The sequence below is a fragment of the Pseudomonas sp. PDNC002 genome (assembly GCF_016919445.1).
Taxonomy (GTDB): Bacteria; Pseudomonadota; Gammaproteobacteria; order Pseudomonadales; family Pseudomonadaceae; genus Pseudomonas.
Genome location: NZ_CP070356.1, coordinates 935,992 through 961,491, shown reverse-complemented (window position 1 = coordinate 961,491; position 25,500 = coordinate 935,992). Strand labels below are relative to the sequence as shown.

The 25,500-nt window shown below is 61.9% G+C and carries 17 protein-coding genes, 2 tRNA genes and 3 rRNA genes; 16 read left to right on the top strand and 6 right to left on the bottom strand.

Annotated features, from left to right (window positions below):
- Positions 1-104 precede the first annotated feature (104 nt).
- The 3 genes from JVX91_RS04470 to JVX91_RS04460 all read right to left on the bottom strand — a co-directional run bounded on the left by JVX91_RS04470 (position 105) and on the right by JVX91_RS04460 (position 2,240).
- Positions 105-1,016 (bottom strand): D-hexose-6-phosphate mutarotase, encoded by a 912-nt coding sequence (locus tag JVX91_RS04470; protein WP_205338200.1) that lies wholly within the window; start codon positions 1,014-1,016, stop codon positions 105-107.
- A gap of 81 nt (positions 1,017-1,097) precedes the next feature.
- On the bottom strand, positions 1,098-1,778 hold the full coding sequence (locus JVX91_RS04465) for a GNAT family protein (protein ID WP_205338199.1): 681 nt from the start codon (positions 1,776-1,778) through the stop codon (positions 1,098-1,100).
- Between the two features lie 12 nt (positions 1,779-1,790).
- The gene (locus tag JVX91_RS04460) at positions 1,791-2,240 is read right to left on the bottom strand and encodes a GNAT family N-acetyltransferase (protein WP_205338198.1); all 450 of its coding nucleotides are present in this window, start codon (positions 2,238-2,240) and stop codon (positions 1,791-1,793) included.
- Between the two features lie 116 nt (positions 2,241-2,356).
- On the opposite strand from JVX91_RS04460, the gene JVX91_RS04455 reads away from it, so the two are divergent.
- A complete protein-coding gene (locus tag JVX91_RS04455) occupies positions 2,357-3,841 on the top strand; it encodes a PLP-dependent aminotransferase family protein (RefSeq protein ID WP_205338197.1) in 1,485 nt (494 codons plus the stop codon).
- A 319-nt stretch (positions 3,842-4,160) separates the two neighbouring features.
- Positions 4,161-5,372 (top strand): YeeE/YedE family protein, encoded by a 1,212-nt coding sequence (locus JVX91_RS04450; RefSeq protein ID WP_205338196.1) that lies wholly within the window; start codon positions 4,161-4,163, stop codon positions 5,370-5,372.
- A gap of 1 nt (position 5,373) precedes the next feature.
- On the opposite strand, the gene JVX91_RS04445 is transcribed toward JVX91_RS04450, so the two are convergent.
- Together JVX91_RS04445 and JVX91_RS04440 are read right to left on the bottom strand one after the other, a co-directional pair.
- On the bottom strand, positions 5,374-5,544 hold the full coding sequence (locus JVX91_RS04445) for a hypothetical protein (RefSeq protein ID WP_205338195.1): 171 nt from the start codon (positions 5,542-5,544) through the stop codon (positions 5,374-5,376).
- Positions 5,537-6,097 (bottom strand): HdeD family acid-resistance protein, encoded by a 561-nt coding sequence (locus JVX91_RS04440; protein WP_054909620.1) that lies wholly within the window; start codon positions 6,095-6,097, stop codon positions 5,537-5,539. The genes JVX91_RS04445 and JVX91_RS04440 overlap by 8 nt, the downstream gene beginning before the upstream one ends.
- A 367-nt stretch (positions 6,098-6,464) precedes the next feature.
- Between JVX91_RS04440 and betI the strand changes: the two genes are divergently transcribed.
- The 3 genes from betI to betA all read left to right on the top strand — a co-directional run bounded on the left by betI (position 6,465) and on the right by betA (position 10,389).
- Positions 6,465-7,058: a transcriptional regulator BetI gene (gene betI, locus JVX91_RS04435; RefSeq protein WP_045214133.1), complete on the top strand. Its 594-nt coding sequence runs from the start codon at positions 6,465-6,467 to the stop codon at positions 7,056-7,058.
- A 46-nt stretch (positions 7,059-7,104) separates the two neighbouring features.
- Positions 7,105-8,577, top strand: a complete 1,473-nt coding sequence (gene betB / locus JVX91_RS04430) for a betaine-aldehyde dehydrogenase (protein WP_205338194.1) — start codon at positions 7,105-7,107, stop codon at positions 8,575-8,577.
- Positions 8,578-8,706: 129 nt separating this feature from the next.
- Complete coding sequence (gene betA / locus JVX91_RS04425) at positions 8,707-10,389, top strand: choline dehydrogenase (RefSeq protein WP_205338193.1); 1,683 nt, start codon at positions 8,707-8,709, stop codon at positions 10,387-10,389.
- Between the two features lie 52 nt (positions 10,390-10,441).
- Here betA and JVX91_RS04420 read toward each other — a convergent pair whose 3' ends face one another.
- Positions 10,442-10,846 (bottom strand): acyl-CoA thioesterase, encoded by a 405-nt coding sequence (locus tag JVX91_RS04420; RefSeq protein WP_017521585.1) that lies wholly within the window; start codon positions 10,844-10,846, stop codon positions 10,442-10,444.
- 260 nt (positions 10,847-11,106) lie between these two features.
- Between JVX91_RS04420 and JVX91_RS04415 the strand changes: the two genes are divergently transcribed.
- From JVX91_RS04415 to phoU, 11 genes are all read left to right on the top strand, one after another.
- Positions 11,107-12,423, top strand: a complete 1,317-nt coding sequence (locus JVX91_RS04415) for an MFS transporter (protein ID WP_205338192.1) — start codon at positions 11,107-11,109, stop codon at positions 12,421-12,423.
- A gap of 563 nt (positions 12,424-12,986) precedes the next feature.
- Positions 12,987-14,523, top strand: a 16S ribosomal RNA gene (locus tag JVX91_RS04410).
- A gap of 64 nt (positions 14,524-14,587) precedes the next feature.
- Positions 14,588-14,664: transfer RNA gene (locus JVX91_RS04405), tRNA-Ile, on the top strand.
- A 29-nt stretch (positions 14,665-14,693) separates the two neighbouring features.
- Positions 14,694-14,769 (top strand) — tRNA-Ala (locus JVX91_RS04400).
- 230 nt (positions 14,770-14,999) lie between these two features.
- A 23S ribosomal RNA gene (locus tag JVX91_RS04395) occupies positions 15,000-17,891 on the top strand.
- Positions 17,892-18,024: 133 nt separating this feature from the next.
- Positions 18,025-18,140, top strand: a 5S ribosomal RNA gene (gene rrf / locus JVX91_RS04390).
- Together the 16S, 23S and 5S rRNA genes with 2 tRNA genes alongside form the textbook arrangement of a ribosomal RNA operon.
- Positions 18,141-18,540: 400 nt before the next feature.
- Positions 18,541-19,512 (top strand): phosphate ABC transporter substrate-binding protein PstS, encoded by a 972-nt coding sequence (locus tag JVX91_RS04385; RefSeq protein WP_054910037.1) that lies wholly within the window; start codon positions 18,541-18,543, stop codon positions 19,510-19,512.
- Positions 19,513-19,907: 395 nt separating this feature from the next.
- Positions 19,908-21,941 carry an ABC transporter permease subunit gene (locus JVX91_RS04380; RefSeq protein WP_205339927.1) on the top strand — a complete coding sequence of 678 codons (2,034 nt, stop codon included), beginning with the start codon at positions 19,908-19,910 and terminating at the stop codon, positions 21,939-21,941.
- 25 nt (positions 21,942-21,966) lie between these two features.
- Positions 21,967-23,643, top strand: coding sequence for a phosphate ABC transporter permease PstA (gene pstA / locus JVX91_RS04375; protein WP_205338191.1), 1,677 nt, complete (start codon positions 21,967-21,969; stop codon positions 23,641-23,643).
- Between the two features lie 52 nt (positions 23,644-23,695).
- A complete protein-coding gene (gene pstB / locus JVX91_RS04370; RefSeq protein WP_205338190.1) occupies positions 23,696-24,532 on the top strand; it encodes a phosphate ABC transporter ATP-binding protein PstB in 837 nt (278 codons plus the stop codon).
- A gap of 165 nt (positions 24,533-24,697) precedes the next feature.
- Positions 24,698-25,438: a phosphate signaling complex protein PhoU gene (gene phoU, locus JVX91_RS04365; RefSeq protein ID WP_205338189.1), complete on the top strand. Its 741-nt coding sequence runs from the start codon at positions 24,698-24,700 to the stop codon at positions 25,436-25,438.
- Positions 25,439-25,500: the final 62 nt, after the last annotated feature.

Sequence of the window (25,500 nt, the reverse complement as noted above, 5' to 3'; positions counted from 1 at the left end):
GAGCTGTCCGTACCGACTGGTGCCATGGTTCCATCCTGCACCGAACGGTCCCCTCTCCCTCTGGGAGAGGGTTAGGGTGAGGGCGCCGGCCTTCCACCCAGGCTTCAATCCTTCAGCGGCTCACCCCAGATCTCCACGCTCATGGTCTCGCTACGCCCCGGCGCCACGCTCATCACGTCATCCCATACCCGCGCGGTCTCGATGCAGAGCATCTGCTGCCAGGCATCGTTGGGGAACTGCGACAGACGCGCCGCCTTGTCGATCCAGGGATTCCACACCACCGCCGAACGCGAGCCGCTGGCCTGGATGTGGATGCTGCGCTCCCAGGTCGGATCGCGGATCACCACGACTTTCTCCACGTCCAGGTAGATGCGGTCGGTTTCCCCCGCGACCCGTACCACGCCGTGCTGCTCACGCAGCTCCCAGTTTTCCAGTGTCTCCACATAGCGACAGCCTTGCAGCCCATCGATGCTGGCCTGGCGTACGTCGCCCACGGCGAAGTAGGTGTGCAGTGCCTGGCTGACGGGCAGCGGCGCATCGCCCAGGTTGTGGGTGGTCATTTCCAGCGTCAGGTGTTCGCCGAAGCGCATCACCAGCTCCAGCCGCGCCGAATGCGGCCAGCCGGGCAGGCCGTTGCGTGCATCGAAGCTGAAGTGGACGGAGAGCTGGCCGAGTTCGTCGGCGATGTCGTCCAGCTGCCAGTCCACCGCGCGCACCAGGCCGTGGGCCGGCGGCTTGTCGCCCTGGTAGGCGGTGCGGATCTCCACTGGATTGCGTTCCAGATTGCCAAACCAGGGCCAGCAAACGGGTACGCCGCCGCGAAGGGACTGGCCGTGGCGGTACTCGGCGGATTCGCTCAGCCACACCAGGGGTGGCTGTTCGTGGGGCTGGTAACTCAGCAATTGCGCGCCCTGTTGGGCGATCAGGGCTTCACCATGGGCGGTGTGGATGCGCCAGCAGGGCAGTTGGTCAATCTGCACCTGTTCGACGCGGGGAGTCTGGATGTCGCTGCTCATGGTGGTCTCCGGGACTGCGATGCGAGAGGGTCAGTATCACCGATCCTCTGCGCGCCGGGCAGTTCCCGGAGAGTGAAAAGATCAGCTCTGGCGCAGGTCTTCCAGACGCTTGAGCTGCTGACCGTCGGCGTCGAGATTGGATGCATCCAGCCACGACTCGAAGGCTTGTTGGCAGCGCCGCCATTCGCTGTCGATGATGGAGAACCACGCGGTATCGCGGTTGCGGTCCTTCACCACGGTGGCCTGGCGGAAGGTGCCTTCGTAGGTGAAACCGAGCCGCGCCGCCGCGCGCATGGAGCGGGCATTGAGCGCGTTGCACTTCCACTCCAAGCGGCGGTAGCCCATCTCGAAGGCCCAGCGGGCCAGCAGGTAGACCGCCTCGGTGGAAGCCGGCGAGCGCTGCATCACGCGACCATAGGCGATATGGCCGATCTCGATGCTGCCGTCCTTGGGGAATATCCGCAGGTAGCTGAGCAGCCCGACCGCGCGGCCGCTCGCGCGGTCGATCACAGCGAAGAACAGTGGGTCGTTGCTCGCCGCGTTCGCCGCCAGCCAGGCATCGAAGGGCGCCCGCTCGGGGAAGGGGCCATACGGCAGGTAGTCCCACAGGACCGGGTCGGAGTCCGGGCCTTGCAGCGCTTCCCACAGGTCATCGCCGTGGGTGGCAACGTCCAGCGGCACCAGGTTGATGGTGCGGCCGGTCAGCGTGCGGCGTTCGGGGCTGGCGGCGGGACGCCAGTTCAGCAGGGGTTGGTCGTTCATGGGCGCTCCGGCTCAGAGGATCTTGCGGTACTGGACGAACCCGGAGCGGTCGGCAATCCGGTCGTAGAGGAACATCGCGTCGGTGTTGCTCTCGTGGGTCAGCCAGTGCACCCGCGAAGCGCCGTTCGCGCGGGCGTCGGCGTAGACGTGCTCGATCAGCGCCGCACCGATGCCGCCACCACGTTGGCCTTCGGCAACGTACAGGTCCTGCAGGTAGACGTAGTCGCCCTGGGTCCAGCAGGAGCGGTGGTAGATGAAGTGCACCATGCCGATGGCTTCGCCATCGCGCCAAGCGAGGGCGGCGTGCATCGGTTCGGCCGCATCGAGGAAGCGTTGCCAGGTGACGGCCGTGGTGGCCTCGTCGATGGTGGTCTTGTAGAAGCGCTGGTAGCCCTGCCAGAGCGGCAGCCAGGCGGCGTGATCATCGGCAGTAATGGGGCGGATTTCGACAGCGGAAGACATGGTGACGACCTTGTGTGCGTTGGAGTGCTTCCAGCCTAGGCGCGGAATTGGTTCTGCTAAAGAGCCATTCATGATCAAATCAAAGGAACCATTGTCGCCGCTCTGGAAGCTACCCCATGGGTGTCCCGCTACCGTTCAACCCTTCCGGCATTCGCCTCGATTCTGCGCAACCGCTGGGCCTGCAATTGTTCCAGGCGCTGCGCGAGCGCATCCTCGATGGCCGCCTCGCCGCTCGCTCCAGGCTGCCGGCCAGCCGCGACCTGGCGGCGGCGCTGAGCGTCTCGCGCAATACCGTGGTGCGCGCCTACGAGCAGCTCTACGCCGAGGGTTACATCGAGGGCCGCACGGGCGACGGCACCTATGTGGCCGAGCGGGTGCAGCCTTCGGTCGAGACGATCCGTAGCGAGGCGCGCAGCCCGGACGCGCCTTCCCTCGAACGGCTGGCGCGGCATCATCTGCCCATGCCGCCCACCGGCGCGCCGCGTGCGTTCCGGGTTGGCGTGCCGGCATTCGACCTGTTTCCCTTCGATACCTGGGCACGGCTGCAGGCGCGCTTCTGGCGCGATCCGCCGCTGGATTGTTTGGGCTATGGCGACCCGGCCGGCGAGCAGCGCCTGCGTGAACTGGTCGCCGCCTACCTGCGCAGTACCCGAGGCCTGCACTGCGACGCCGGGCAGATCATCATTACCAGCGGTGCCCAGCAAGGTATTGCGCTGTGTGCCCAGGTGCTGCTGGCTGCTGGTGACGGCGCTGCCATCGAGAATCCCGGCTACCGCGCCGCCGGCCATGCGTTTGCCACGGCGGGCGCGCGACTGCACGGCGTGCCGGTGGATGCCGATGGCCTGCGCACGGACCAACTGGGTCAACTGCCGGATTGCCGGCTGGTCTACGTCACGCCCTCGCACCAGTACCCCACCGGCGTGACCCTCTCGCTGGCGCGCCGCCTGGAACTGTTGGAATGGGCCGAGCGCAGCAATGGCTGGATCGTCGAGGACGACTACGATGGCGAGTACCGCTACAGCGGCACGCCCCTGATGCCGCTGGCGGCGCTGGATCGCCACGACCGCGTGCTCTACGTCGGCACCTTCTGCAAGATCGCCTTCCCGGCGCTGCGCCTGGGCTATCTCGTCGTGCCGCCCGCGCTGGCGCAGGCCTTTGCCCGCCGCCGCGCGCTGGACGTGCGCCATTCGGAAGTCGGTACCCAGCGGGTGATGGCCGACTTCATCGCCGAAGGGCACTTCCAGCGGCATGTCCGCCGTATGCGCCGGGCTGCCCGCAGCCGCCGTGACGCGCTGCTGCGTGGCTGGCCGGAGGTCGAGGGATGCGCGGCGATGCCGGCGGTGGAGGCGGGTCTGCATCTGTGTGTGAAGGTCGACAGCCGCGAGCGAGAGTTGGAATTGGTGCGGCGCGCGGCGTCCGTAGGTGTGGAGGTGAATGCGCTGAGCGATTACTGGTTGCCGGATTCTGTTGAATCCGAGGACCAGCGCGCGGGGCTGGTGCTGGGCTTTGCGGCGGTGCCGGAGGCGCGGATCGGCGAGGCGTTGAAGGCATTGCACAAAGTATGGGGTGGCAAGAGCCCCTCTCCCCAGCCCTCTCCCTGAAGGGAGAGGGAGCCGTTCAGATTTCGCGGATACGACAGCGTTGACCGGCGGTCGCCGAGTTGCTGCCTATGCTGCGAGCCGGAGCTATTGGCCTTCCCCGCGATCACCGTCGCTCTATGCTTGCGCCGAACCAGTCCCCTCTCCCTTCAGGGAGAGGGTTAGGGAGAGGGAAAGAGCCCAGCCTAGACCTCGGAGATGGGCCGAGCTCCATACATCTAGTAACCCCCAGCTATTTCCTTAGCTGACTTACGAAGTTGGCGACAGACGCTACGCTCCCTAGAATGCTGCCCCTCTTGAAAAAGCATCCTCTGGAGTCGCCATGAGCCTAGCCCTGTCCACCGTCCCGGAGCGCAAGTCCCCTGCGCCCTGGATCGCCTTCCTCGTGCTGCTGGCGGGGGCGTTGTTCCTCGCCCAGGTGGTGAGCGGCCGGCAGGCCCTGTTGTTCCTGGTCGGTGGCGCGCTGGGGCTGACGCTCTACCACGCGGCCTTCGGCTTCACCTCCGCCTGGCGCGTGTTCATCCGCGAACGCCGTGGCGCCGGCCTGCGTGCGCAGATGGTGATGCTGGCGATCGCGGTGTTGCTGTTCTTCCCGGCGCTCGCGGCCGGCACCCTGTTCGGCGAACCGGTGAAAGGGCTGGTCTCGCCGGCCGGCACGTCGGTGATCGTCGGCGCCTTCATCTTCGGCATCGGCATGCAACTGGGCGGCGGTTGCGCCTCCGGCACGCTGTTCACCGTGGGCGGCGGCAATGCGCGGATGCTGGTGACGTTGCTGTTCTTCATCATCGGCTCGGTAGTCGCCACCCATCACATCGGCTGGTGGTTCGCCCTGCCGTCGCTGCCGCCGATCTCCATCGTGCAAACCCTCGGACTGTTCCCGGCGCTGGCGCTGAGCCTGGCGCTGTTCGCTGCCATTGCGGCCGTCAGCGTGGTGCTGGAGCGTCGTCGCCATGGCGTGCTGGAGCTGATCGCCAGTAATGGCGAGCAGGGCATCGGCCGATTCTTCCGTGGCCCCTGGCCGCTGGTGTGGGGCGCGGTGGCGCTGGCGCTGCTGAACTTCGCCACCCTGGTGCTGGCCGGGCGTCCTTGGGGCGTCACTTCGGCTTTCGCCCTGTGGGGCGCGAAGGCGTTCGAAAGCCTGGGTATCGCCGTCGACCAATGGGCTTTCTGGCAGGTCGACGCCAACGCCAAGGCGCTGGCTGCACCGGTGTGGCTGGACGTCACCAGTGTCATGGACTTCGGCATCATGATCGGCGCATTGCTGGCCGCCGGCCTCGCCGGTCGCTTCGCCCCGAGTCTGAAGATTCCCGCGCGCTCGCTGGTCGCGGCGGTGATCGGCGGCCTGATGCTGGGCTACGGCGCGCGCCTGGCCTACGGCTGCAACATCGGCGCGTACTTCAGCGGCATCGCCTCCGGCAGCCTGCACGGCTGGCTGTGGCTGGTCGCGGCGTTCTTCGGTAATGCGGTGGGTGTGCGCCTGCGGCCGATCTTCTTCCCGGCCGAGCGCGTGGAAGAGCGCCTGACCGGCTGCTGAGTCAGGCCGGGCGGGGCGTTTCGCGCTCCGCCCAGTAGGTCTGCTTGTGGCCGCGCGCCTGGTAATTACGCGCCAGGTCTTCGGCCTCGGCGCGGGTCAGCTTGCGGCGCATGACGAAGCGATTGCCGTTGTCGTCCAGGCGCAGCAGGCACCAGTCCCGCTCCTCAGGCATTGAAGGTCGACGTCTTGCGCAGGCGCAGCGCGAGCAGGATCAGCAGGACGCCGAAGAACACCGAGTAGGCGCCGATCACCCAGGCAACGGCGATCGCCCCGGCACCCGGATTGCCGATCATCAGCACGCCAAACAGCACCGACACCACGCCGGAAAGCCCCAGCCACCATTCGTTCTGCAGCGCCTTGCGCAGACGGATGGCGGCGATGATCTGCAGCACCCCCATCACCAGCGCCCAGCCGGCGATCAGCATCAGCAGGCCGAGCGCAGTCAGCTGCGGCCAGAAGAACGCCACCAGTCCGGCGGCTATTCCCAGGAGCCCGACCAGCACCAACGGCCACAACGGTCGACCGGATTCGCGCATCTGCGCGGCGGCGATCAGGGTGAACAGGCCGTCGACAAAGGCGTAGGCGCCGAAGAACAGCACCATCACGGTCAGCACGATGCCCGGCCAGACCATCGCCAGGATGCCGAACAGCAGGGCGGCGACGCCGCGCAGGGCGATCCATTTCCAGTGGCGGCCCAGGGCCTGCCAGAGCGGGTGTTGCGACATGGCGGCGATCCTCGCGAGGGGTATGGCTGAAACCATAGTCGTTGGCGCGCGGCATAGGCCCTGACGTGGGGCAAAAGAAAGCCCGGCACTTGGCCGGGCTGTGGAAGGCCCGTCGCAACGGGCGGGTGCCGTCAGGCGACGTCACCGGGGAGAGCGGCTGCGACACATCCGGCGCGGATTCTGCGATCCTTGCGGGTTGGAATGTGGCGTAGCGATGAACGGTACGGGCCCCGCCATGCGGGCGCCTCGAAGGTGTTGATGCAACGCAGCATATTCTTAGTTGATTGAGCGTTCAATAAAAAACGAATAGACTGGCCCACATTATCGCCGGACGGCACAGGCACGCCCGGCGAAGAGGAGATTCGAAATGCCCAAGGTCGGTATGCAGCCGATTCGCCGCTCCCAGCTGATCCACGCGACCCTCGAGGCGGTGGACCAGGTGGGCATGAGCGACGCCAGCATCGCCCTGATCGCCCGCCTCGCGGGGGTCTCCAACGGCATCATCAGCCACTACTTCCAGGACAAGAACGGGCTGCTGGAAGCGACGATGCGACATTTGATGTCGGCATTGAGCAAGGCTGTCGCCGAGCGCCGCGCTACCTTGCGCAACGACGAACCGCGCTCGCACTTGCGGGCCATCATCGCCGGCAACTTCGACAGCAGTCAGGTCAACGGCCCAGCCATGAAGACCTGGCTGGCGTTCTGGGCAACCAGCATGCACCAGCCGGCGCTGCGCCGGTTGCAGCGGATCAACGACCACCGGCTGTATTCCAACCTGTGCAGCCAGTTCCGCCGTGAACTGCCGCTGGCCCAGGCCCGCAGCGCCGCTCGCGGGCTGGCCGCGCTGATCGACGGCCTCTGGCTGCGGGGCGCGCTCTCGGGCGACGCCTTCGACACCGAGCAAGCGTTGGCGATTGCCTACGACTACCTCGACCAACAACTGGCCAAGCGCCCCGGATAGCGGGCGCAGCCTTGCGCTGACACCGACAAGAGAGGACCACCGCACCATGGCTCGATTCGAAGTACAGAAGCTCTACATTGGCGGTCGCTACGTGGAAGCCACCAGCGGCGCCACCTTCGAGACCATCAATCCGGCCAACGGTGAAGTCCTCGCCCAGGTACAACGCGCCTCGAAGGAAGACGTCGAGCGCGCCGTGCAGAGCGCGGTGGAAGGGCAGAAAATCTGGGCGGCGATGACCGCCATGCAGCGCTCGCGCATCCTGCGCCGCGCCGTGGACATCCTCCGCGAGCGCAATGACGAACTCGCCGAGCTGGAAACCCTCGACACCGGCAAGCCGCTGGCCGAGACCCGCTTCGTCGATATCGTCACCGGCGCTGACGTGCTCGAGTACTACGCCGGCTTGGTCCCGGCCATCGAAGGCGAGCAGATTCCGCTGCGCGAGACCAGCTTCGTCTACACCCGCCGCGAGCCGCTGGGCGTGGTCGCCGGCATCGGCGCCTGGAACTACCCGATCCAGATCGCCCTGTGGAAATCCGCGCCGGCCCTGGCCGCCGGCAACGCGATGATCTTCAAGCCCAGCGAAGTCACCCCGCTGTCCGTGCTCAAGCTCGCCGAGATCTACACCGAAGCCGGCCTGCCCGATGGCGTGTTCAACGTGCTCACCGGCAGCGGCCGCGAAGTCGGCCAGTGGCTGACCGAGCATCCGGTTATCGAGAAGATTTCCTTCACCGGCGGCACCTCCACCGGCAAGAAGGTCATGGCCAGCGCCTCCAGCTCCTCGCTCAAGGAAGTCACCATGGAGCTGGGCGGCAAATCGCCGCTGATCATCTTCGAGGACGCCAACCTCGACCGCGCCGCTGATATCGCCGTCATGGCCAACTTCTTCAGCTCCGGTCAGGTTTGCACCAACGGTACCCGCGTGTTCATCCCGCGCAACCTGCAGGCACGCTTCGAAGCCAAGGTGCTGGAGCGCGTGAAGCGCATCCGCCTGGGTAGCCCGCAGGATGAGAACACCAACTTCGGCCCGCTGGTGAGCTTCCCGCACATGGAGAGCGTTCTCTCCTATATAGAGTCCGGCAAGGAACAGAAGGCCCGATTGCTGTGCGGTGGCGAGCGCGTTACCCAGGGCGAGTTCGGCAAGGGCGCGTACGTCGCGCCCACCGTGTTCACCGACTGCCGTGACGACATGACCATCGTCCGCGAGGAAATCTTCGGGCCAGTCATGAGCATCCTCGTCTACGACACTGAAGACGAGGCCATCCGCCGCGCCAACGACACCGAGTACGGCCTCGCCGCCGGCGTCATCACCCAGGACCTGGCCCGCGCGCACCGGGCGATCCACCGCCTCGAAGCGGGCATCTGCTGGATCAACACTTGGGGCGAGTCGCCGGCCGAGATGCCGGTTGGCGGATACAAGCAATCGGGTGTCGGTCGTGAGAACGGCCTGACCACCCTGGCTCACTACACTCGCATCAAATCCGTACAGGTAGAGCTGGGCGACTACACCTCGGTGTTCTGATCGCCGCGATCGAGCCATGAAAGGCCGGTCGCAGGCATGACTCCCTGACCACCGGCCATCCCGAACACGCAGACACCGGCGCGCACGCGTCGCGGGCGGTGTCGTGCCTGAAAAAAGAGGAAGGCCTGCATGTCCCAGGAATACGACTACATCATCATTGGCGCTGGATCGGCCGGTAACGTACTGGCTACCCGCCTGACCGAGGACGCCGATGTCAGCGTCCTGCTGCTTGAAGCCGGCGGCCCGGACTACCGCGCCGACTTCCGCACCCAGATGCCCGCCGCGCTGGCCTACCCGTTGCAGGGCCGCCGTTACAACTGGGCCTACCTGACCGACCCGGAACCGCACATGAACAACCGCCGCATGGAATGCGGACGCGGCAAGGGCCTGGGCGGCTCCTCGCTGATCAACGGCATGTGCTACATCCGCGGCAACGCCATGGACTTCGACGGCTGGGCGCAGGAGAAAGGCCTGGAAGACTGGACCTACCTCGACTGCCTGCCGTACTTCCGCAAGGCCGAGACCCGCGACATCGGCCCCAACGACTACCACGGCGGCAGCGGTCCGGTGAGCGTCACCACGCCCAAGGCCGGCAACAACCCGCTGTTCCACGCCATGGTCGAGGCCGGCGTGCAGGCCGGCTATCCGCGCACCGAAGACCTCAACGGCTACCAGCAGGAAGGCTTCGGCCCGATGGACCGCACCGTCACCCCGCAGGGTCGACGCGCCAGTACCGCCCGTGGCTACCTGGACCAGGCCCGCGAGCGACCGAACCTGACCATCGTCACCCACGCGCTGACCGATCGCATCCTGTTCAGCGGCAAGCGCGCCATCGGCGCAACCTACCTGCACGGTGATGACAATGCGCTGAAGGAAGCGCGTGCACGCCGCGAAGTGCTGGTTTGTTCCGGCGCCGTTGCCTCGCCGCAGCTGCTGCAGCGTTCCGGCGTAGGCCCGTCCGCGCTGCTGCGCGACCTGGGCATCGAAGTCGTGCATGACCTGCCCGGCGTTGGCCAGAATCTTCAGGATCACCTGGAGATGTACCTGCAGTACGCCTGCAAGCAGCCGGTGTCGCTGTACCCGGCGCTGCAATGGTGGAACCAGCCGCAGATCGGCGCGGAGTGGATGTTCCTTGGTACCGGCCTTGGCGCGAGCAACCAGTTCGAGGCCGGTGGCTTTATCCGCAGCCGCCCGGAATTCGAGTGGCCGAATATCCAGTACCACTTCCTGCCGGTGGCGATTAACTACAACGGCAGTAACGCGGTGAGCGAGCATGGCTTCCAGGCCCACGTCGGCTCCATGCGCTCTCCCAGCCGCGGGCGGATCAACCTGACTTCCCGCGATCCGCGCAAGCACCCGAGCATCCTGTTCAACTACATGTCCTGCGAGCAGGACTGGCAGGAATTCCGCGATGCCATCCGCATCACCCGCGAGATCATGAACCAGCCGGCGCTCGACCCTTATCGCGGCCGCGAGATCAGTCCGGGCCTGGACAAGCAGAGCGATGCAGACCTGGACGCCTTCGTCCGCGAGCACGCGGAAACGGCTTTCCACCCGTCCTGCTCCTGCAAGATGGGCGATGACGACATGGCGGTGGTCGATGGCGAGGGCCGCGTGCACGGCATGGAAGGGCTGCGGGTGGTCGATGCGTCGATCATGCCGCTGATCATCACCGGCAACCTCAACGCCACCACCATCATGATGGCCGAGAAGATCGCCGATAAGGTTCGCGGTCGTCCGGCGCTGCCGCGCAGCACGGCGGACTACTTCAAGGCCGAAGGTGCTCCGGTGCGCGGGAAGCCGCAGCGCTGATTCCGAAACGCAGAGACGAAAACGCCGGCGAGAGAGCCGGCGTTTTCAGTTTTCAGCCACGACGTGGAGGAACCGGGCGGGTACGGCCGCTGCCGTCGATGGCGACGAAGACGAACACCGCCTCGGTGACCTTGCGCCATTCGCTGGACAGCGGGTCGTCACTCCATACCTCGACCAGCATGCGGATCGAGCTGCGGCCGACTTCCAGGGTTTGCGTATAGAAGGAGAGCTGCGCGCCGACAGCGACCGGGACCAGGAAGGCCATGCGGTCGATGGCTACCGTGGCCACGCGGCCTCCGGCAATGCGGCTGGACATGGCGGTACCGGCGAGATCCATCTGCGCCACCAGCCAGCCACCGAAGATGTCGCCGAAGCCGTTGGTCTCGCGCGGCAGGGCGGTGATCTGCAAGGCCAGGTCGCCCTGCGGGATGGGATCTTCTTGTTCAAGCTCGATCATAGGTAAGGGCCTCGTGCCCCCGGCGTACTCATGGTGAGGTTATCGAAAAACTCTCCCAAGACACCTGCCGGCGCAAGGCCTTGGGACAGCTTTTGATCGGCCTGCCAGCATTATATAGAAGCAGGAGCCTGTGCGACGACCGCGGGAATTCGAGAAATTCCCGCGGGCGCGGCCGCTGTGTCGCATTCGCGCAATTTGCTATGGTGCGGCACCTGCGGCTGCCGGCCGCAGCCACCTTGCCTGCAGAGATAAAAAGCACCATGCCTTCTGTGAACGCTCCTGCCGCGCCCGCGTCACGTCCGTTGACCCGCAGCGACTACAAGACTCTTTCGTTGTCCGCCCTGGGCGGTGCCCTGGAGTTCTACGACTTCATCATCTTCGTGTTCTTCGCCACCGTGGTCGGCAAGCTGTTCTTCCCCGCCGACATGCCGGAATGGCTGCGCCAGCTGCAGACCTTCGGCCTGTTCGCTGCCGGTTACCTGGCGCGCCCATTGGGCGGCGTGGTCATGGCCCACTTCGGCGACCTGCTGGGGCGCAAGAAGATGTTCACCCTGAGCATCTTCCTGATGGCCGTCCCTACGCTGATCATGGGCCTGCTGCCGACCTACGCGCAGATCGGCATCTGGGCGCCGCTGGCTCTCCTGTTGCTGCGTGTCATCCAGGGTGCGGCCATCGGCGGTGAAGTGCCGGGCGCCTGGGTGTTCGTCGCCGAACATGTTCCGCACCGCCATGTGGGCTACGCCTGCGGCACGCTCACGTCGGGTCTGACCGCGGGCATCCTGATCGGTTCGCTGGTGGCGACGCTGATCAACAGCGTTTACAGCGCAGAAGAAGTGCTGGGCTATGCCTGGCGTATCCCGTTCCTGCTGGGCGGCATCTTCGGCCTGTTCTCCGTCTACCTGCGCCGCTGGTTGCATGAGACGCCGGTGTTCGCCGAGCTGCAGTTGCGCAAGCAACTGGCGGAGGAAGTGCCGCTGGGTGTGGTGGTACGCGAGCATCGTCCGGCTATCGTGCTGTCCATGCTGCTGACCTGGGTGCTCTCCGCCGGCATCGTGGTGGTGATCCTTATGACGCCATCGGTGCTGCAGAGCGTGTACGGATTCGATGCGGCGATGTCCCTCAAGGCCAATAGCCTGGCCATCGTCTGCCTGAGCGTGGGTTGCATTCTTTCGGGGCGGCTCGCCGACCGATTCGGCGCGGGCCGCACCTTTATATATGGAAGCATCCTGCTGGGTGTCGTCTCCTGGACCTTCTACACCAGCCTCAAGGCCCATCCGGATTGGCTGTTCCCTCTGTATGCCGTGACCGGGTTGTGTGTAGGCGTTATCGGCGCGGTTCCTTATGTGATGGTCAATGCCTTCCCGCCGGTAGTGCGCTTCACCGGGCTTTCCTTCTCCTACAACCTGGCCTACGCCATCTTCGGCGGCCTGACCCCCATGGTTGTCGCTCTCCTTATGAAGGAAGACCCGCTAGGCCCGGCCTATTACGTCGTGGCCTTGTGTGTGGTGGGCTTGCTGGTTGGCGGCTACCTGCTGCGCCAGGAGCGCCTCGCAGGGCAGGGATTGACCGTAAATTGATCGATCGGACAGTTTCTTGAAGAAACTTTGAAAAAGTCGTTGACGGCCTTTTTAAAGTCCCTATAATGCGCACCACTCCCAGCGACGAAGCGCTGAAAGAGCTTGAAAATCAAGCACTTGCAAAGATTCGAAACTGAGGGTGGTGATCAGCAAGTGACTCACTTGCTACTTTCCATTGGCTGCCTCGGCAGCGACTGAAAAGAAGATTATCGAGGTGCTTGACAGCGAGTTTGAACGCTGTAGAATGCGCCTCCCGCTGGTGAGAAGGTTAACTTCTCCGAAGCGCAAGCGGTTGAGTAGAAAAGAAAATTTTCGAAAACAACGCTTGACAAGATGAGACGCTGCTGTAGAATGCGCGCCTCGGTTGAGACGAAAGAATCAACCAACTGCTCTTTAACAAGTTGAATCAAGCAATTCGTGTGGGTGCTTGTGATGTAAGACTGATGATCGACTGATTATCAGCAACGCAAGTAACACTCGTGAATTCGAGAGTTTTAGCTCTTTAAATAGAGCATGCGATTGCTGAGCCAAGTTTAGGGTTTTCTCAAAACCCAAGCAGTATTGAACTGAAGAGTTTGATCATGGCTCAGATTGAACGCTGGCGGCAGGCCTAACACATGCAAGTCGAGCGGATGAGTGGAGCTTGCTCCATGATTCAGCGGCGGACGGGTGAGTAATGCCTAGGAATCTGCCTGGTAGTGGGGGACAACGTTTCGAAAGGAACGCTAATACCGCATACGTCCTACGGGAGAAAGCAGGGGACCTTCGGGCCTTGCGCTATCAGATGAGCCTAGGTCGGATTAGCTAGTTGGTGGGGTAAAGGCCTACCAAGGCGACGATCCGTAACTGGTCTGAGAGGATGATCAGTCACACTGGAACTGAGACACGGTCCAGACTCCTACGGGAGGCAGCAGTGGGGAATATTGGACAATGGGCGAAAGCCTGATCCAGCCATGCCGCGTGTGTGAAGAAGGTCTTCGGATTGTAAAGCACTTTAAGTTGGGAGGAAGGGCAGTAAGTTAATACCTTGCTGTTTTGACGTTACCAACAGAATAAGCACCGGCTAACTTCGTGCCAGCAGCCGCGGTAATACGAAGGGTGCAAGCGTTAATCGGAATTACTGGGCGTAAAGCGCGCGTAGGTGGTTTGGTAAGATGGATGTGAAATCCCCGGGCTCAACCTGGGAACTGCATCCATAACTGCCTGACTAGAGTACGGTAGAGGGTGGTGGAATTTCCTGTGTAGCGGTGAAATGCGTAGATATAGGAAGGAACACCAGTGGCGAAGGCGACCACCTGGACTGATACTGACACTGAGGTGCGAAAGCGTGGGGAGCAAACAGGATTAGATACCCTGGTAGTCCACGCCGTAAACGATGTCGACTAGCCGTTGGAATCCTTGAGATTTTAGTGGCGCAGCTAACGCGATAAGTCGACCGCCTGGGGAGTACGGCCGCAAGGTTAAAACTCAAATGAATTGACGGGGGCCCGCACAAGCGGTGGAGCATGTGGTTTAATTCGAAGCAACGCGAAGAACCTTACCTGGCCTTGACATGTCCGGAATCTTGCAGAGATGCGAGAGTGCCTTCGGGAATCGGAACACAGGTGCTGCATGGCTGTCGTCAGCTCGTGTCGTGAGATGTTGGGTTAAGTCCCGTAACGAGCGCAACCCTTGTCCTTAGTTACCAGCACGTTATGGTGGGAACTCTAAGGAGACTGCCGGTGACAAACCGGAGGAAGGTGGGGATGACGTCAAGTCATCATGGCCCTTACGGCCAGGGCTACACACGTGCTACAATGGTCGGTACAGAGGGTTGCCAAGCCGCGAGGTGGAGCTAATCCCATAAAACCGATCGTAGTCCGGATCGCAGTCTGCAACTCGACTGCGTGAAGTCGGAATCGCTAGTAATCGTGAATCAGAATGTCACGGTGAATACGTTCCCGGGCCTTGTACACACCGCCCGTCACACCATGGGAGTGGGTTGCTCCAGAAGTAGCTAGTCTAACCGCAAGGGGGACGGTTACCACGGAGTGATTCATGACTGGGGTGAAGTCGTAACAAGGTAGCCGTAGGGGAACCTGCGGCTGGATCACCTCCTTAATCGAAGATCTCAGCTTCTTCATAAGCTCCCACACGAATTGCTTGATTCACTGGTTAGACGATTGGGTCTGTAGCTCAGTTGGTTAGAGCGCACCCCTGATAAGGGTGAGGTCGGCAGTTCGAATCTGCCCAGACCCACCAATTGTTGTGGTGTGCTGCTGATCCGATAAGGGGCCATAGCTCAGCTGGGAGAGCGCCTGCTTTGCACGCAGGAGGTCAGGAGTTCGATCCTCCTTGGCTCCACCATTAAATCGTCGAAAGCTCAGACATGAATGTTCAGGTTGAACGAACATTGATGTCTGGTCTTTGTGCCAGAACTGTTCTTTAAAAATTTGGGTATGTGATAGAAGTAGACTGAATAATCTCTTTCACTGGTGATTATTCAAGTCAAGGTAAAATTTGCGAGTTCAAGCGCGAATTTTCGGCGAATGTCGTCTTCACGTTCGAGACAGTAACCAGATTGCTTGGGGTTATATGGTCAAGTGAAGAAGCGCATACGGTGGATGCCTTGGCAGTCAGAGGCGATGAAAGACGTGGTAGCCTGCGATAAGCTTCGGGGAGTCGGCAAACAGACTTTGATCCGGAGATCTCTGAATGGGGAAACCCACCCGGGATAACCTGGGTATCTTGCACTGAATACATAGGTGTAAGAGGCGAACCAGGGGAACTGAAACATCTAAGTACCCTGAGGAAAAGAAATCAACCGAGATTCCCTTAGTAGTGGCGAGCGAACGGGGACTAGCCCTTAAGCTTCTTTGAATCTAACAGAACGCTCTGGAAAGTGCGGCCATAGTGGGTGATAGCCCCGTATGTGAAAGGTTCTTTGAAGTGAAATCGAGTAGGACGGAGCACGAGAAACTTTGTCTGAATATGGGGGGACCATCCTCCAAGGCTAAATACTACTGACTGACCGATAGTGAACCAGTACCGTGAGGGAAAGGCGAAAAGAACCCCGGAGAGGGGAGTGAAATAGAACCTGAAACCGTATGCGTACAAGCAGTGGGAGCCTACTTTGTTAGGTGACTGCGTACCTTTTGTATAATGGGTCAGCGACTTATATTCAGTGGCGAGCTTAACCGTATAGGGAAGGCGTAGCGAAAGCGAGTCTTAATAGGGCGTTTTAGTCGCTGGGTATAGACCCGAAACCGGGCGATCTATCCATGAGCAGGTTGAAGGTTAGGTAACACTGACTGGAGGACCGAACCCACTCCCGTTGAAAAGGTAGGGGATGACTTGTGGATCGGAGTGAAAGGCTAATCAAGCTCGGAGATAGCTGGTTCTCCTCGAAAGCTATTTAGGTAGCGCCTCACGTATCACTCCAGGGGGTAGAGCACTGTTTCGGCTAGGGGGTCATCCCGACTTACCAAACCGATGCAAACTCCGAATACCTGGAAGTGTCAGCGTGGGAGACACACGGCGGGTGCTAACGTCCGTCGTGAAAAGGGAAACAACCCAGACCGTCAGCTAAGGTCCCAAAGTTATGGTTAAGTGGTAAACGATGTGGGAAGGCTTAGACAGCTAGGAGGTTGGCTTAGAAGCAGCCACCCTTTAAAGAAAGCGTAATAGCTCACTAGTCGAGTCGGCCTGCGCGGAAGATGTAACGGGGCTCAAACCATACACCGAAGCTACGGGTGCATCGCAAGATGCGCGGTAGAGGAGCGTTCTGTAAGCCTGTGAAGGTGAGTTGAGAAGCTTGCTGGAGGTATCAGAAGTGCGAATGCTGACATGAGTAACGACAATGGGAGTGAAAAACTCCCACGCCGAAAGACCAAGGGTTCCTGCGCAACGTTAATCGACGCAGGGTTAGTCGGTCCCTAAGGCGAGGCTGAAGAGCGTAGTCGATGGGAAACAGGTTAATATTCCTGTACTTCTAGTTACTGCGATGGAGGGACGGAGAAGGCTAGGCCAGCTTGGCGTTGGTTGTCCAAGTTTAAGGTGGTAGGCAGAGATCTTAGGTAAATCCGGGGTCTTAATGCCGAGAGCTGATGACGAGTCATCTTTTAGATGATGAAGTGGTTGATGCCATGCTTCCAGGAAAAGCTTCTAAGCTTCAGGTAACTAGGAACCGTACCCCAAACCGACACAGGTGGTTGGGTAGAGAATACCAAGGCGCTTGAGAGAACTCGGGTGAAGGAACTAGGCAAAATGGCACCGTAACTTCGGGAGAAGGTGCGCCGGCGAGGGTTAAGGATTTACTCCGTAAGCCCATGCCGGTCGAAGATACCAGGCCGCTGCGACTGTTTATTAAAAACACAGCACTCTGCAAACACGAAAGTGGACGTATAGGGTGTGACGCCTGCCCGGTGCCGGAAGGTTAATTGATGGGGTTAGCGAAAGCGAAGCTCTTGATCGAAGCCCCGGTAAACGGCGGCCGTAACTATAACGGTCCTAAGGTAGCGAAATTCCTTGTCGGGTAAGTTCCGACCTGCACGAATGGCGTAACGATGGCGGCGCTGTCTCCACCCGAGACTCAGTGAAATTGAAATCGCTGTGAAGATGCAGTGTATCCGCGGCTAGACGGAAAGACCCCGTGAACCTTTACTGTAGCTTTGCACTGGACTTTGAGCCTGCTTGTGTAGGATAGGTGGGAGGCTTTGAAGCGTGGACGCCAGTCTGCGTGGAGCCATCCTTGAAATACCACCCTGGCATGCTTGAGGTTCTAACTCTGGTCCGTTATCCGGATCGAGGACAGTGTATGGTGGGCAGTTTGACTGGGGCGGTCTCCTCCTAAAGAGTAACGGAGGAGTACGAAGGTGCGCTCAGACCGGTCGGAAATCGGTCGTAGAGTATAAAGGCAAAAGCGCGCTTGACTGCGAGACAGACACGTCGAGCAGGTACGAAAGTAGGTCTTAGTGATCCGGTGGTTCTGTATGGAAGGGCCATCGCTCAACGGATAAAAGGTACTCCGGGGATAACAGGCTGATACCGCCCAAGAGTTCATATCGACGGCGGTGTTTGGCACCTCGATGTCGGCTCATCACATCCTGGGGCTGAAGCCGGTCCCAAGGGTATGGCTGTTCGCCATTTAAAGTGGTACGCGAGCTGGGTTTAGAACGTCGTGAGACAGTTCGGTCCCTATCTGCCGTGGACGTTTGAGATTTGAGAGGGGCTGCTCCTAGTACGAGAGGACCGGAGTGGACGAACCTCTGGTGTTCCGGTTGTCACGCCAGTGGCATTGCCGGGTAGCTATGTTCGGAATAGATAACCGCTGAAAGCATCTAAGCGGGAAACTAGCCTCAAGATGAGATCTCACTGGGAACTTGATTCCCCTAAAGGGCCGTCGAAGACTACGACGTTGATAGGTCGGGTGTGTAAGCGCTGTGAGGCGTTGAGCTAACCGATACTAATTGCCCGTGAGGCTTGACCATATAACACCCAAACAATTTGTGTGTTAGACGGTGAAGACGTAACGAACCGAAAGTTCGTGTGAACCGCAAATACCTGTCACATACCCGAATCTGGATGAGCGTGTGCGTAAGCCACGAGCGTCCGAAAGAATTGCTTGACGACCATAGAGCGTTGGAACCACCTGATCCCATCCCGAACTCAGTAGTGAAACGACGCATCGCCGATGGTAGTGTGGGGTCTCCCCATGTGAGAGTAGGTCATCGTCAAGCTCCTATCCCAAAGCCCCTGGTTAGCGAAAGCTGGCCGGGGGCTTTGCTTTTGCGCGCGGGAAAATAGCCTGACCGTAATCGCTCGCGGAATAGTCATCGCAGACGGAGTCCACTCCTACGCAAGCGATCGTCCTGGGCGTGATTACCGCGAGGATTCGCATGCCTGAGGCCGTTCAGGTGCGCGAGCAAGCTCGCTCCCAGAGCAACGCGTGAAGCGCTGTAGAGGCTCTGGAAAGCCATTTCCCGCCATTTCTGCCCAGCGATTCACCCTGTTACAACCCGTCCGCAACGGACTGATGGCATTTCATCCAACTGTCACATTCGCGTCATAGAGTCTTCATGCGGCCTGACGATACTGGCCCCCGTTCCATCCAACCCCATTCTCCTTAAGGAGCAAGGCATGAAACTCAAGCGTTTGATGGCGGCCCTGACTTTTGTCGCCGCAGGCGTAGGCACCGCCAGTGCGGTGGCCGCGATCGATCCGGCTCTGCCGGACTACCAGAAAGCCAGCGGTGTGTCGGGTAACCTGTCGAGCGTCGGTTCCGACACTCTGGCCAACCTGATGACCATGTGGGCGGAAGAGTACAAGCGCCTGTACCCGAACGTGAACGTGCAGATCCAGGCCGCCGGTTCCTCCACCGCGCCGCCGGCTCTGACCGAAGGCACCGCCAACCTGGGCCCGATGAGCCGCAAGATGAAGGATGTCGAGCTGCAGGCCTTCGAGCAGAAGTACGGCTACAAGCCGACCGCTGTTCCGGTTGCCGTGGACGCCCTGGCGATCTTCGTGCACAAGGACAACCCCATCAAAGGCCTGACCATGCAACAGGTCGACGCCATCTTCTCCTCCACCCGCCTGTGCGGCGGCAAGTCGGAAGTGAAGACCTGGGGTGACCTGGGCCTGACCGGCGACTGGGCCAACAAGCCCGTCCAGCTGTTCGGCCGTAACTCCGTCTCCGGCACCTACGGCTACTTCAAGGAAGAAGCCCTGTGCAAAGGCGACTACAAGCCGAACGTCAACGAGCAGCCGGGTTCGGCTTCCGTGGTGCAGTCGGTTAGCCAGTCCCTGAACGGCGTTGGTTACTCCGGTATCGGTTACAAGACCGCTAGCGTGAAGACCGTTGCCCTGGCCAAGAAAGAAGGCGGCGAGTTCATCGAAGACAACGAAGCTAACGCCCTGAACGGTAGCTACCCGCTGTCGCGCTTCCTCTACGTCTACGTCAACAAGGCGCCGAACAAGCCGCTGAACCCACTGGAAGCCCAGTTCCTGAAAATGGTGCTCTCCAAGACTGGCCAGCAGGTTGTCGTGAAAGACGGCTACATCCCGCTGCCGTCCAAAGTCGCCGAAAAAGCGATCAAGGATCTGGGTCTGTAATCAGCCTTTCAACCGGGCGGAAACCGCCGCCCGGCATGGGCTGACGCATACTCGACCGAGCCCGCCAGCATGGCTCTGCTGGTGGGCTTTGTCGCGTCACTTCCATGTCATCTTTCTGTCATACAGAGCCGCTAGGGTGTCACTCCATGAACGACATGGCCAACTCCCCGATGACTTCTTCTCTCCCCGAGCGGATCGATTTCAATACGCCTGCCCTGCAGCGCAAGCGCCGTATCCGGGCGCTCAAGGATCGACTGACCCGCTGGTACGTGCTGGTCGGCGGTCTCGCCGTGCTGGCTGCCATTACCCTGATCTTCTTCTACCTCGCCTACGTCGTGCTGCCGCTGTTCCGCGGTGCCGAACTGGAGACCCGCGAACCCCTCGCTCCGGCTTGGCTGAAGACGGCCCAGGCGCCGCTGCTGCTGAGCATAGAAGAGCAGAACATGGTAGGTATGCGCGTCGCCGCCAATGGCGAGGTCGTGTTCTTCGACGCCAAGAAAGGCGACGAGATGAATCGCGTTGCGCTGAAGCTGCCCGCCGGCACCAGCGTTACCTCCATCGCCGAGGACCAGCCGGGTCATCCGACCGTCGCGCTGGGCTTGTCCAACGGTCAGGTGCTGGTGTTCAAGCACAACTACAAGGTCACCTACCCGGACAACAAGAAGACCATCACCCCGCACATCGACTATCCCTATGGCGAAGCCGCGATGAACCTGGATCCCCAGGGTCGTCCGCTGGAGCACGTAGCGATCGTCTCGGGTGACGACAGCCTGCTGCTGGCCGCGTCCACAGGTAGCGAAATGCTCCTGCTCGGCCTGACTCAGCAGGAAAACATGCTGACCGGTGAAAGCACTCTGCAGGAAGAGCGCATCAACCTGCCGCAGATCGCCGACCCGGTGAAAGCCATCTATATGGACCCGCGCAAGCAGTGGCTCTATGTACTCAATGGCCGTGCCCAGGCCGACGTCTTCGACCTGAATACGCACCAGCTCAACGGCCGCTACAAGCTGCTGGATGACGCCTCCGCCGAAGTGACCGCCAGCAGCCAGCTGCTGGGTGGCATCTCGCTGATGGTCGGTGACTCCAAGGGCGGCATCGGCCAGTGGTTCATGGCTCGCGGCGAAGATGGCGAACCGCGCCTGTCCCACGTGCGTGACTTCAAGCTGGGCGACCAGCCGATCACCAGTATCGCGCCGGAGCAACGCCGCAAGGGCTTCCTGGCCCTCGACAAGCAGGGCAACCTGGGCATCTTCCACAGCACCGCACACCGCACGTTGCTGGTGGAAAATGTCGCCCCGTCCGCTGGCCCGATGGCGCTGTCGCCGCGCGCCAACCGTCTGGTCGTCGAACAGGGCGGCGAGCTGCGCCGCTTCGTGGTCAGCAACCCGCACCCGGAAGTGTCCTTCAGCGCGCTGTGGGGCAAGGTCTGGTACGAGAGCTATGACAAGCCTGGCTATGTCTGGCAGTCCACCGCCGCCACGACTGACTTCGAGCCCAAGCTGAGCCTGTCGCCGCTGACCTTCGGTACGCTGAAGGCTGCGTTCTACGCGATGATCCTCGCCGCACCGCTGGCCATCGCTGCCGCCGTCTACACCGCCTACTTCATGGCTCCGGGCATGCGCCGCAAGGTCAAGCCGGTGATCGAGCTGATGGAAGCGCTGCCGACGGTGATCCTCGGCTTCTTCGCCGGCCTGTTCCTCGCGCCGTACGTCGAAGGCCACCTGCCGGGCATCTTCAGCCTGCTGCTGCTCACGCCGTTAGGCATTCTCGCCGCCGGCCTGATCTGGAGCCGACTGCCCGAACGCATCCGCCTGAGCCTGCCAGCCGGCTGGGAAGCGGCGATCCTGATCCCGGTCGTTCTTGCCACCGGTGCCTTCGCCCTGTGGATGAGCCCGCACCTGGAGACCATGTTCTTCGGCGGCGACATGCGCCTGTGGATCAGCCACGACCTGGGCATCACCTACGACCAGCGCAACGCCCTGGTGGTCGGCCTGGCCATGGGCTTCGCGGTGATTCCGAACATCTTCTCCATCGCCGAAGACGCCATCTTCAGCGTGCCGCGCAGCCTGACCTACGGCTCCCTGGCCCTGGGCGCCACGCCCTGGCAGACGCTGACCCGCGTGGTGATCCTGACCGCCAGCCCGGGCATCTTCTCCGCGCTGATGATCGGCATGGGCCGCGCCGTGGGCGAGACCATGATCGTGCTGATGGCCACCGGTAACACCCCGGTCATGGACGTGAACATCTTCCAGGGTATGCGAACGCTGGCGGCAAACGTCGCGGTGGAAATGCCCGAATCGGAGGTGGGCGGGACTCACTACCGCGTGCTGTTCCTCTCGGCACTGGTGCTGCTGTCCTTCACCTTCGTGATGAACACCCTGGCAGAGCTGATCCGTCAGCGCCTGCGCAAGAAATACGCGTCGCTCTAAGCGACGCCTGACGAGGCTTACGGCTGTGAAACAGAAACAGGAATCCGTCAAAGCGTGGCTCGCCAGCGGTTCTCCCTGGGTGTGGATGAATGCCGGCGCGGTGTCCATCGCCGTGATCATGACCATCGGCCTGCTCGCCGTGATCGCTGTGCGCGGTCTCGGCCACTTCTGGCCGGCGGACGTGATCGAGGCGACCTACACCGTTCCCGGTGAAGCGCCCAAGACCCTGATCGGCGAGGAAGTGCAGATCGAGCAGGTGCCGCGTGCGCGTCTGCGCGGCGCTGGCCTGCCGGTGCCGGACAACGGCCCGGAGTTCATGACCCGCGAACTGCTCAAGCTCGGCAACCGCGACCTGTACGGCAGTGATTTCTCCTGGGTCATCGGCGAGTGGCTGACCGACCGCCGTCATCCCGCCGACATGGTCACCCTGGAGCGCCGCGAGTGGGGCAACTTCTATGGTTACCTGCTGAGCGTGAAAGAGAACGGCAAGGTTGTCGCCGAAGGGCCCGAGGCCATGGCCGAGCTGCAGACCCGTCTGAAGCGCGTCGATGACCTCTACACCCAGCTTTATCAGCTGGAGAAGAAGGACATCGGTGGCATCAACCACGGTCTTGAGCGGCTGCGCCTGAAAGAGCGCGGCCTGCAGCTCAACAACAAGCTCGATGCCACCGCCGAGGCCGATATCGCCGCCGGCCGCGCCGAACTGAATGCCCAGTACAAGGTGCTGGAAGAGCAGCTCAACGGCCTGCACCAGGAATTCAACCGCGATAGCGTGGTGATGCGCGACGCCACTGGCCAGCAGACCGAGATCACTCTCGGCAAGCTGGTCCATGCCTACCAGCCCAACCAGATGGGCGTGGGCGCCAAGCTGGGTTTCTACTTCAAGAAGCTGTGGGAGTTCCTCAGCGACGACCCGCGTGAAGCCAACACCGAGGGCGGTATCTTCCCGGCCATCTTCGGCACCGTGATGATGACCCTGGTCATGGCCGTGATCGTCACCCCGTTCGGCGTGATCGCTGCGGTATACCTGCGCGAGTACGCCCGCCAGGGCCTGCTGACCCGCATCATCCGCATCGCGGTGAACAACCTCGCGGGCGTCCCGGCGATCGTCTATGGCGTGTTCGGCCTGGGCTTCTTCGTCTATGTGCTGGGCGGATCGATCGACCGGATATTCTTCCCCGAAGCACTACCGGCGCCGACCTTCGGTACGCCCGGGCTGTTCTGGGCCTCGCTGACCCTGGCGATCCTCGCGGTACCGGTGGTGATCGTGGCCACCGAGGAAGGCCTGGCACGTATCCCGCGGGCCACCCGCGAAGGCTCGCTGGCCCTGGGCGCGACCAAGGCCGAGACCCTGTGGAAAGTGGTCCTGCCGATGGCCAGCCCGGCGATGATGACCGGCCTGATCCTCGCCGTGGCCCGCGCCGCTGGCGAAGTGGCGCCGCTGATGCTGGTGGGCGTGGTGAAGCTGGCTCCGGCGCTGCCGGTGGACGGCAACTACCCGTACGTGCACCTGGACCAGAAGATCATGCACCTGGGCTTCCACATCTATGACGTCGGCTTCCAGAGCCCGAACGTCGAGGCCGCGCGCCCGCTGGTGTACGCCACCGCGCTGCTGCTGGTGATGGTGATCGCCCTGCTGAACTTCTCGGCCATCGCCATTCGTAACCGCCTGCGCGAAAAGTACAAGGCGCTGGAAAACTGATTCTGCCGGCGGCGGGCAGCGCCCGCCGCCAAGCCTCCCAAGGAGACTGAACATGCAACATGAAACCGCATCCCACGGCATCGACATCGGCGCACTCGGCCGCGGCGACCGCCAGGGCATGAACCTGGCGAACGAGACCGTCGCCCTCGAAGTGCCCGGCCTGAGCCTGTTCTACGGCGAGAAGCAGGCGCTGTTCGACGTCAGCATGAACATTCCCAAGCAGCGCGTGACCGCCTTCATCGGCCCGTCCGGCTGTGGCAAGTCCACCCTGCTGCGCTGCTTCAACCGCATGAACGACCTGGTCGATGGGTGCAGCGTGAAGGGCGAGATCCGCCTGGACGGCCACAACATCTTCGCCAAGGGCGTGGACGTCGCCGAGCTGCGTCGCCGCGTCGGCATGGTGTTCCAGAAGCCCAACCCGTTCCCCAAGAGCATCTACGAGAACGTGGTCTACGGCCTGCGCATCCAGGGCATCAACAAGAAGCGCGTGCTCGATGAAGCCGTCGAGTGGGCGCTCAAGGGTGCCGCGCTGTGGGACGAAGTGAAGGACCGTCTGCACGAGTCTGCCCTCGGCCTCTCCGGTGGCCAGCAGCAGCGTCTGGTCATCGCCCGCACCATCGCCGTGGAGCCGGAAGTCCTGCTGCTCGACGAACCCTGCTCGGCGCTGGACCCGATCTCCACCCTGAAGATCGAAGAGCTGATCTACGAGCTGAAATCCAAGTTCACCATCGTCATCGTGACCCACAACATGCAGCAGGCCGCGCGCGTCTCCGACTACACGGCGTTCATGTACATGGGCAAGCTGATCGAGTTCGGCGACACCGATACCCTCTTCACCAACCCGGCCAAGAAGCAGACGGAAGACTACATCACCGGTCGCTACGGTTGAGGCCATGAGAAATCTCCTCTGGCTTTGTCGGCGAAGCTTGCCGTACGGGATGTACTGTCGGCGCTTCGCCTTCGCGCCAGCGAAGATTTCTCAAGGGCCTCAATGCTCTGGTTGAGACCGGATAAAGACTGAGTTCTGAACTTCGCACCTTTCAAGGGTTTGCACATGATCAACAAAGAAAGCCTCACCCACCACATCTCGCAGCAGTTCAACGCCGAGCTGGAAGATGTGCGCAGCCATCTGCTGGCCATGGGTGGCCTGGTGGAGAAGCAGGTCAACGACGCGGTCAATGCGCTGATCGACGCTGACTCGGGCCTGGCCCAGCAAGTGCGCGAGATCGATGACCAGATCAATCAGATGGAGCGCAACATTGACGAGGAATGCCTGCGCATCCTTGCCCGCCGCCAGCCGGCCGCCTCCGACCTGCGCCTGATCATCAGCATTTCCAAGTCGGTGATCGACCTTGAGCGCATCGGCGACGAAGCCTCGAAGATCGCCCGCCGCGCCATCCAGCTGTGCGAGGAGGGCGAGTCGCCGCGCGGCTACGTCGAGGTGCGCCACATCGGCGGCCAGGTGCGCAAGATGGTCCAGGAAGCGCTCGACGCCTTTGCCCGCTTCGACGCCGACCTCGCCCTGTCGGTGGCGCAGTACGACAAGACCGTCGACCGCGAGTACAAGACCGCCCTGCGCGAGCTGGTCACCTACATGATGGAAGACCCGCGGGCGATCTCCCGCGTGCTCAACGTCATCTGGGCCCTACGTTCGCTGGAGCGCATCGGCGACCACGCGCGCAACATTGCCGAACTGGTGATCTACCTGGTGCGCGGCACCGATGTGCGGCACCTCGGGCTGACCCGCATGAAGGAAGAAGTGCAGGGCTCCGGCAGCGCGAGCAAGCCCGAGTAAGCCCTTTACCGGTTGCACCGACGGACCCGGCCTCGCGCCGGGTTCGTCATTTTATGGCCAGG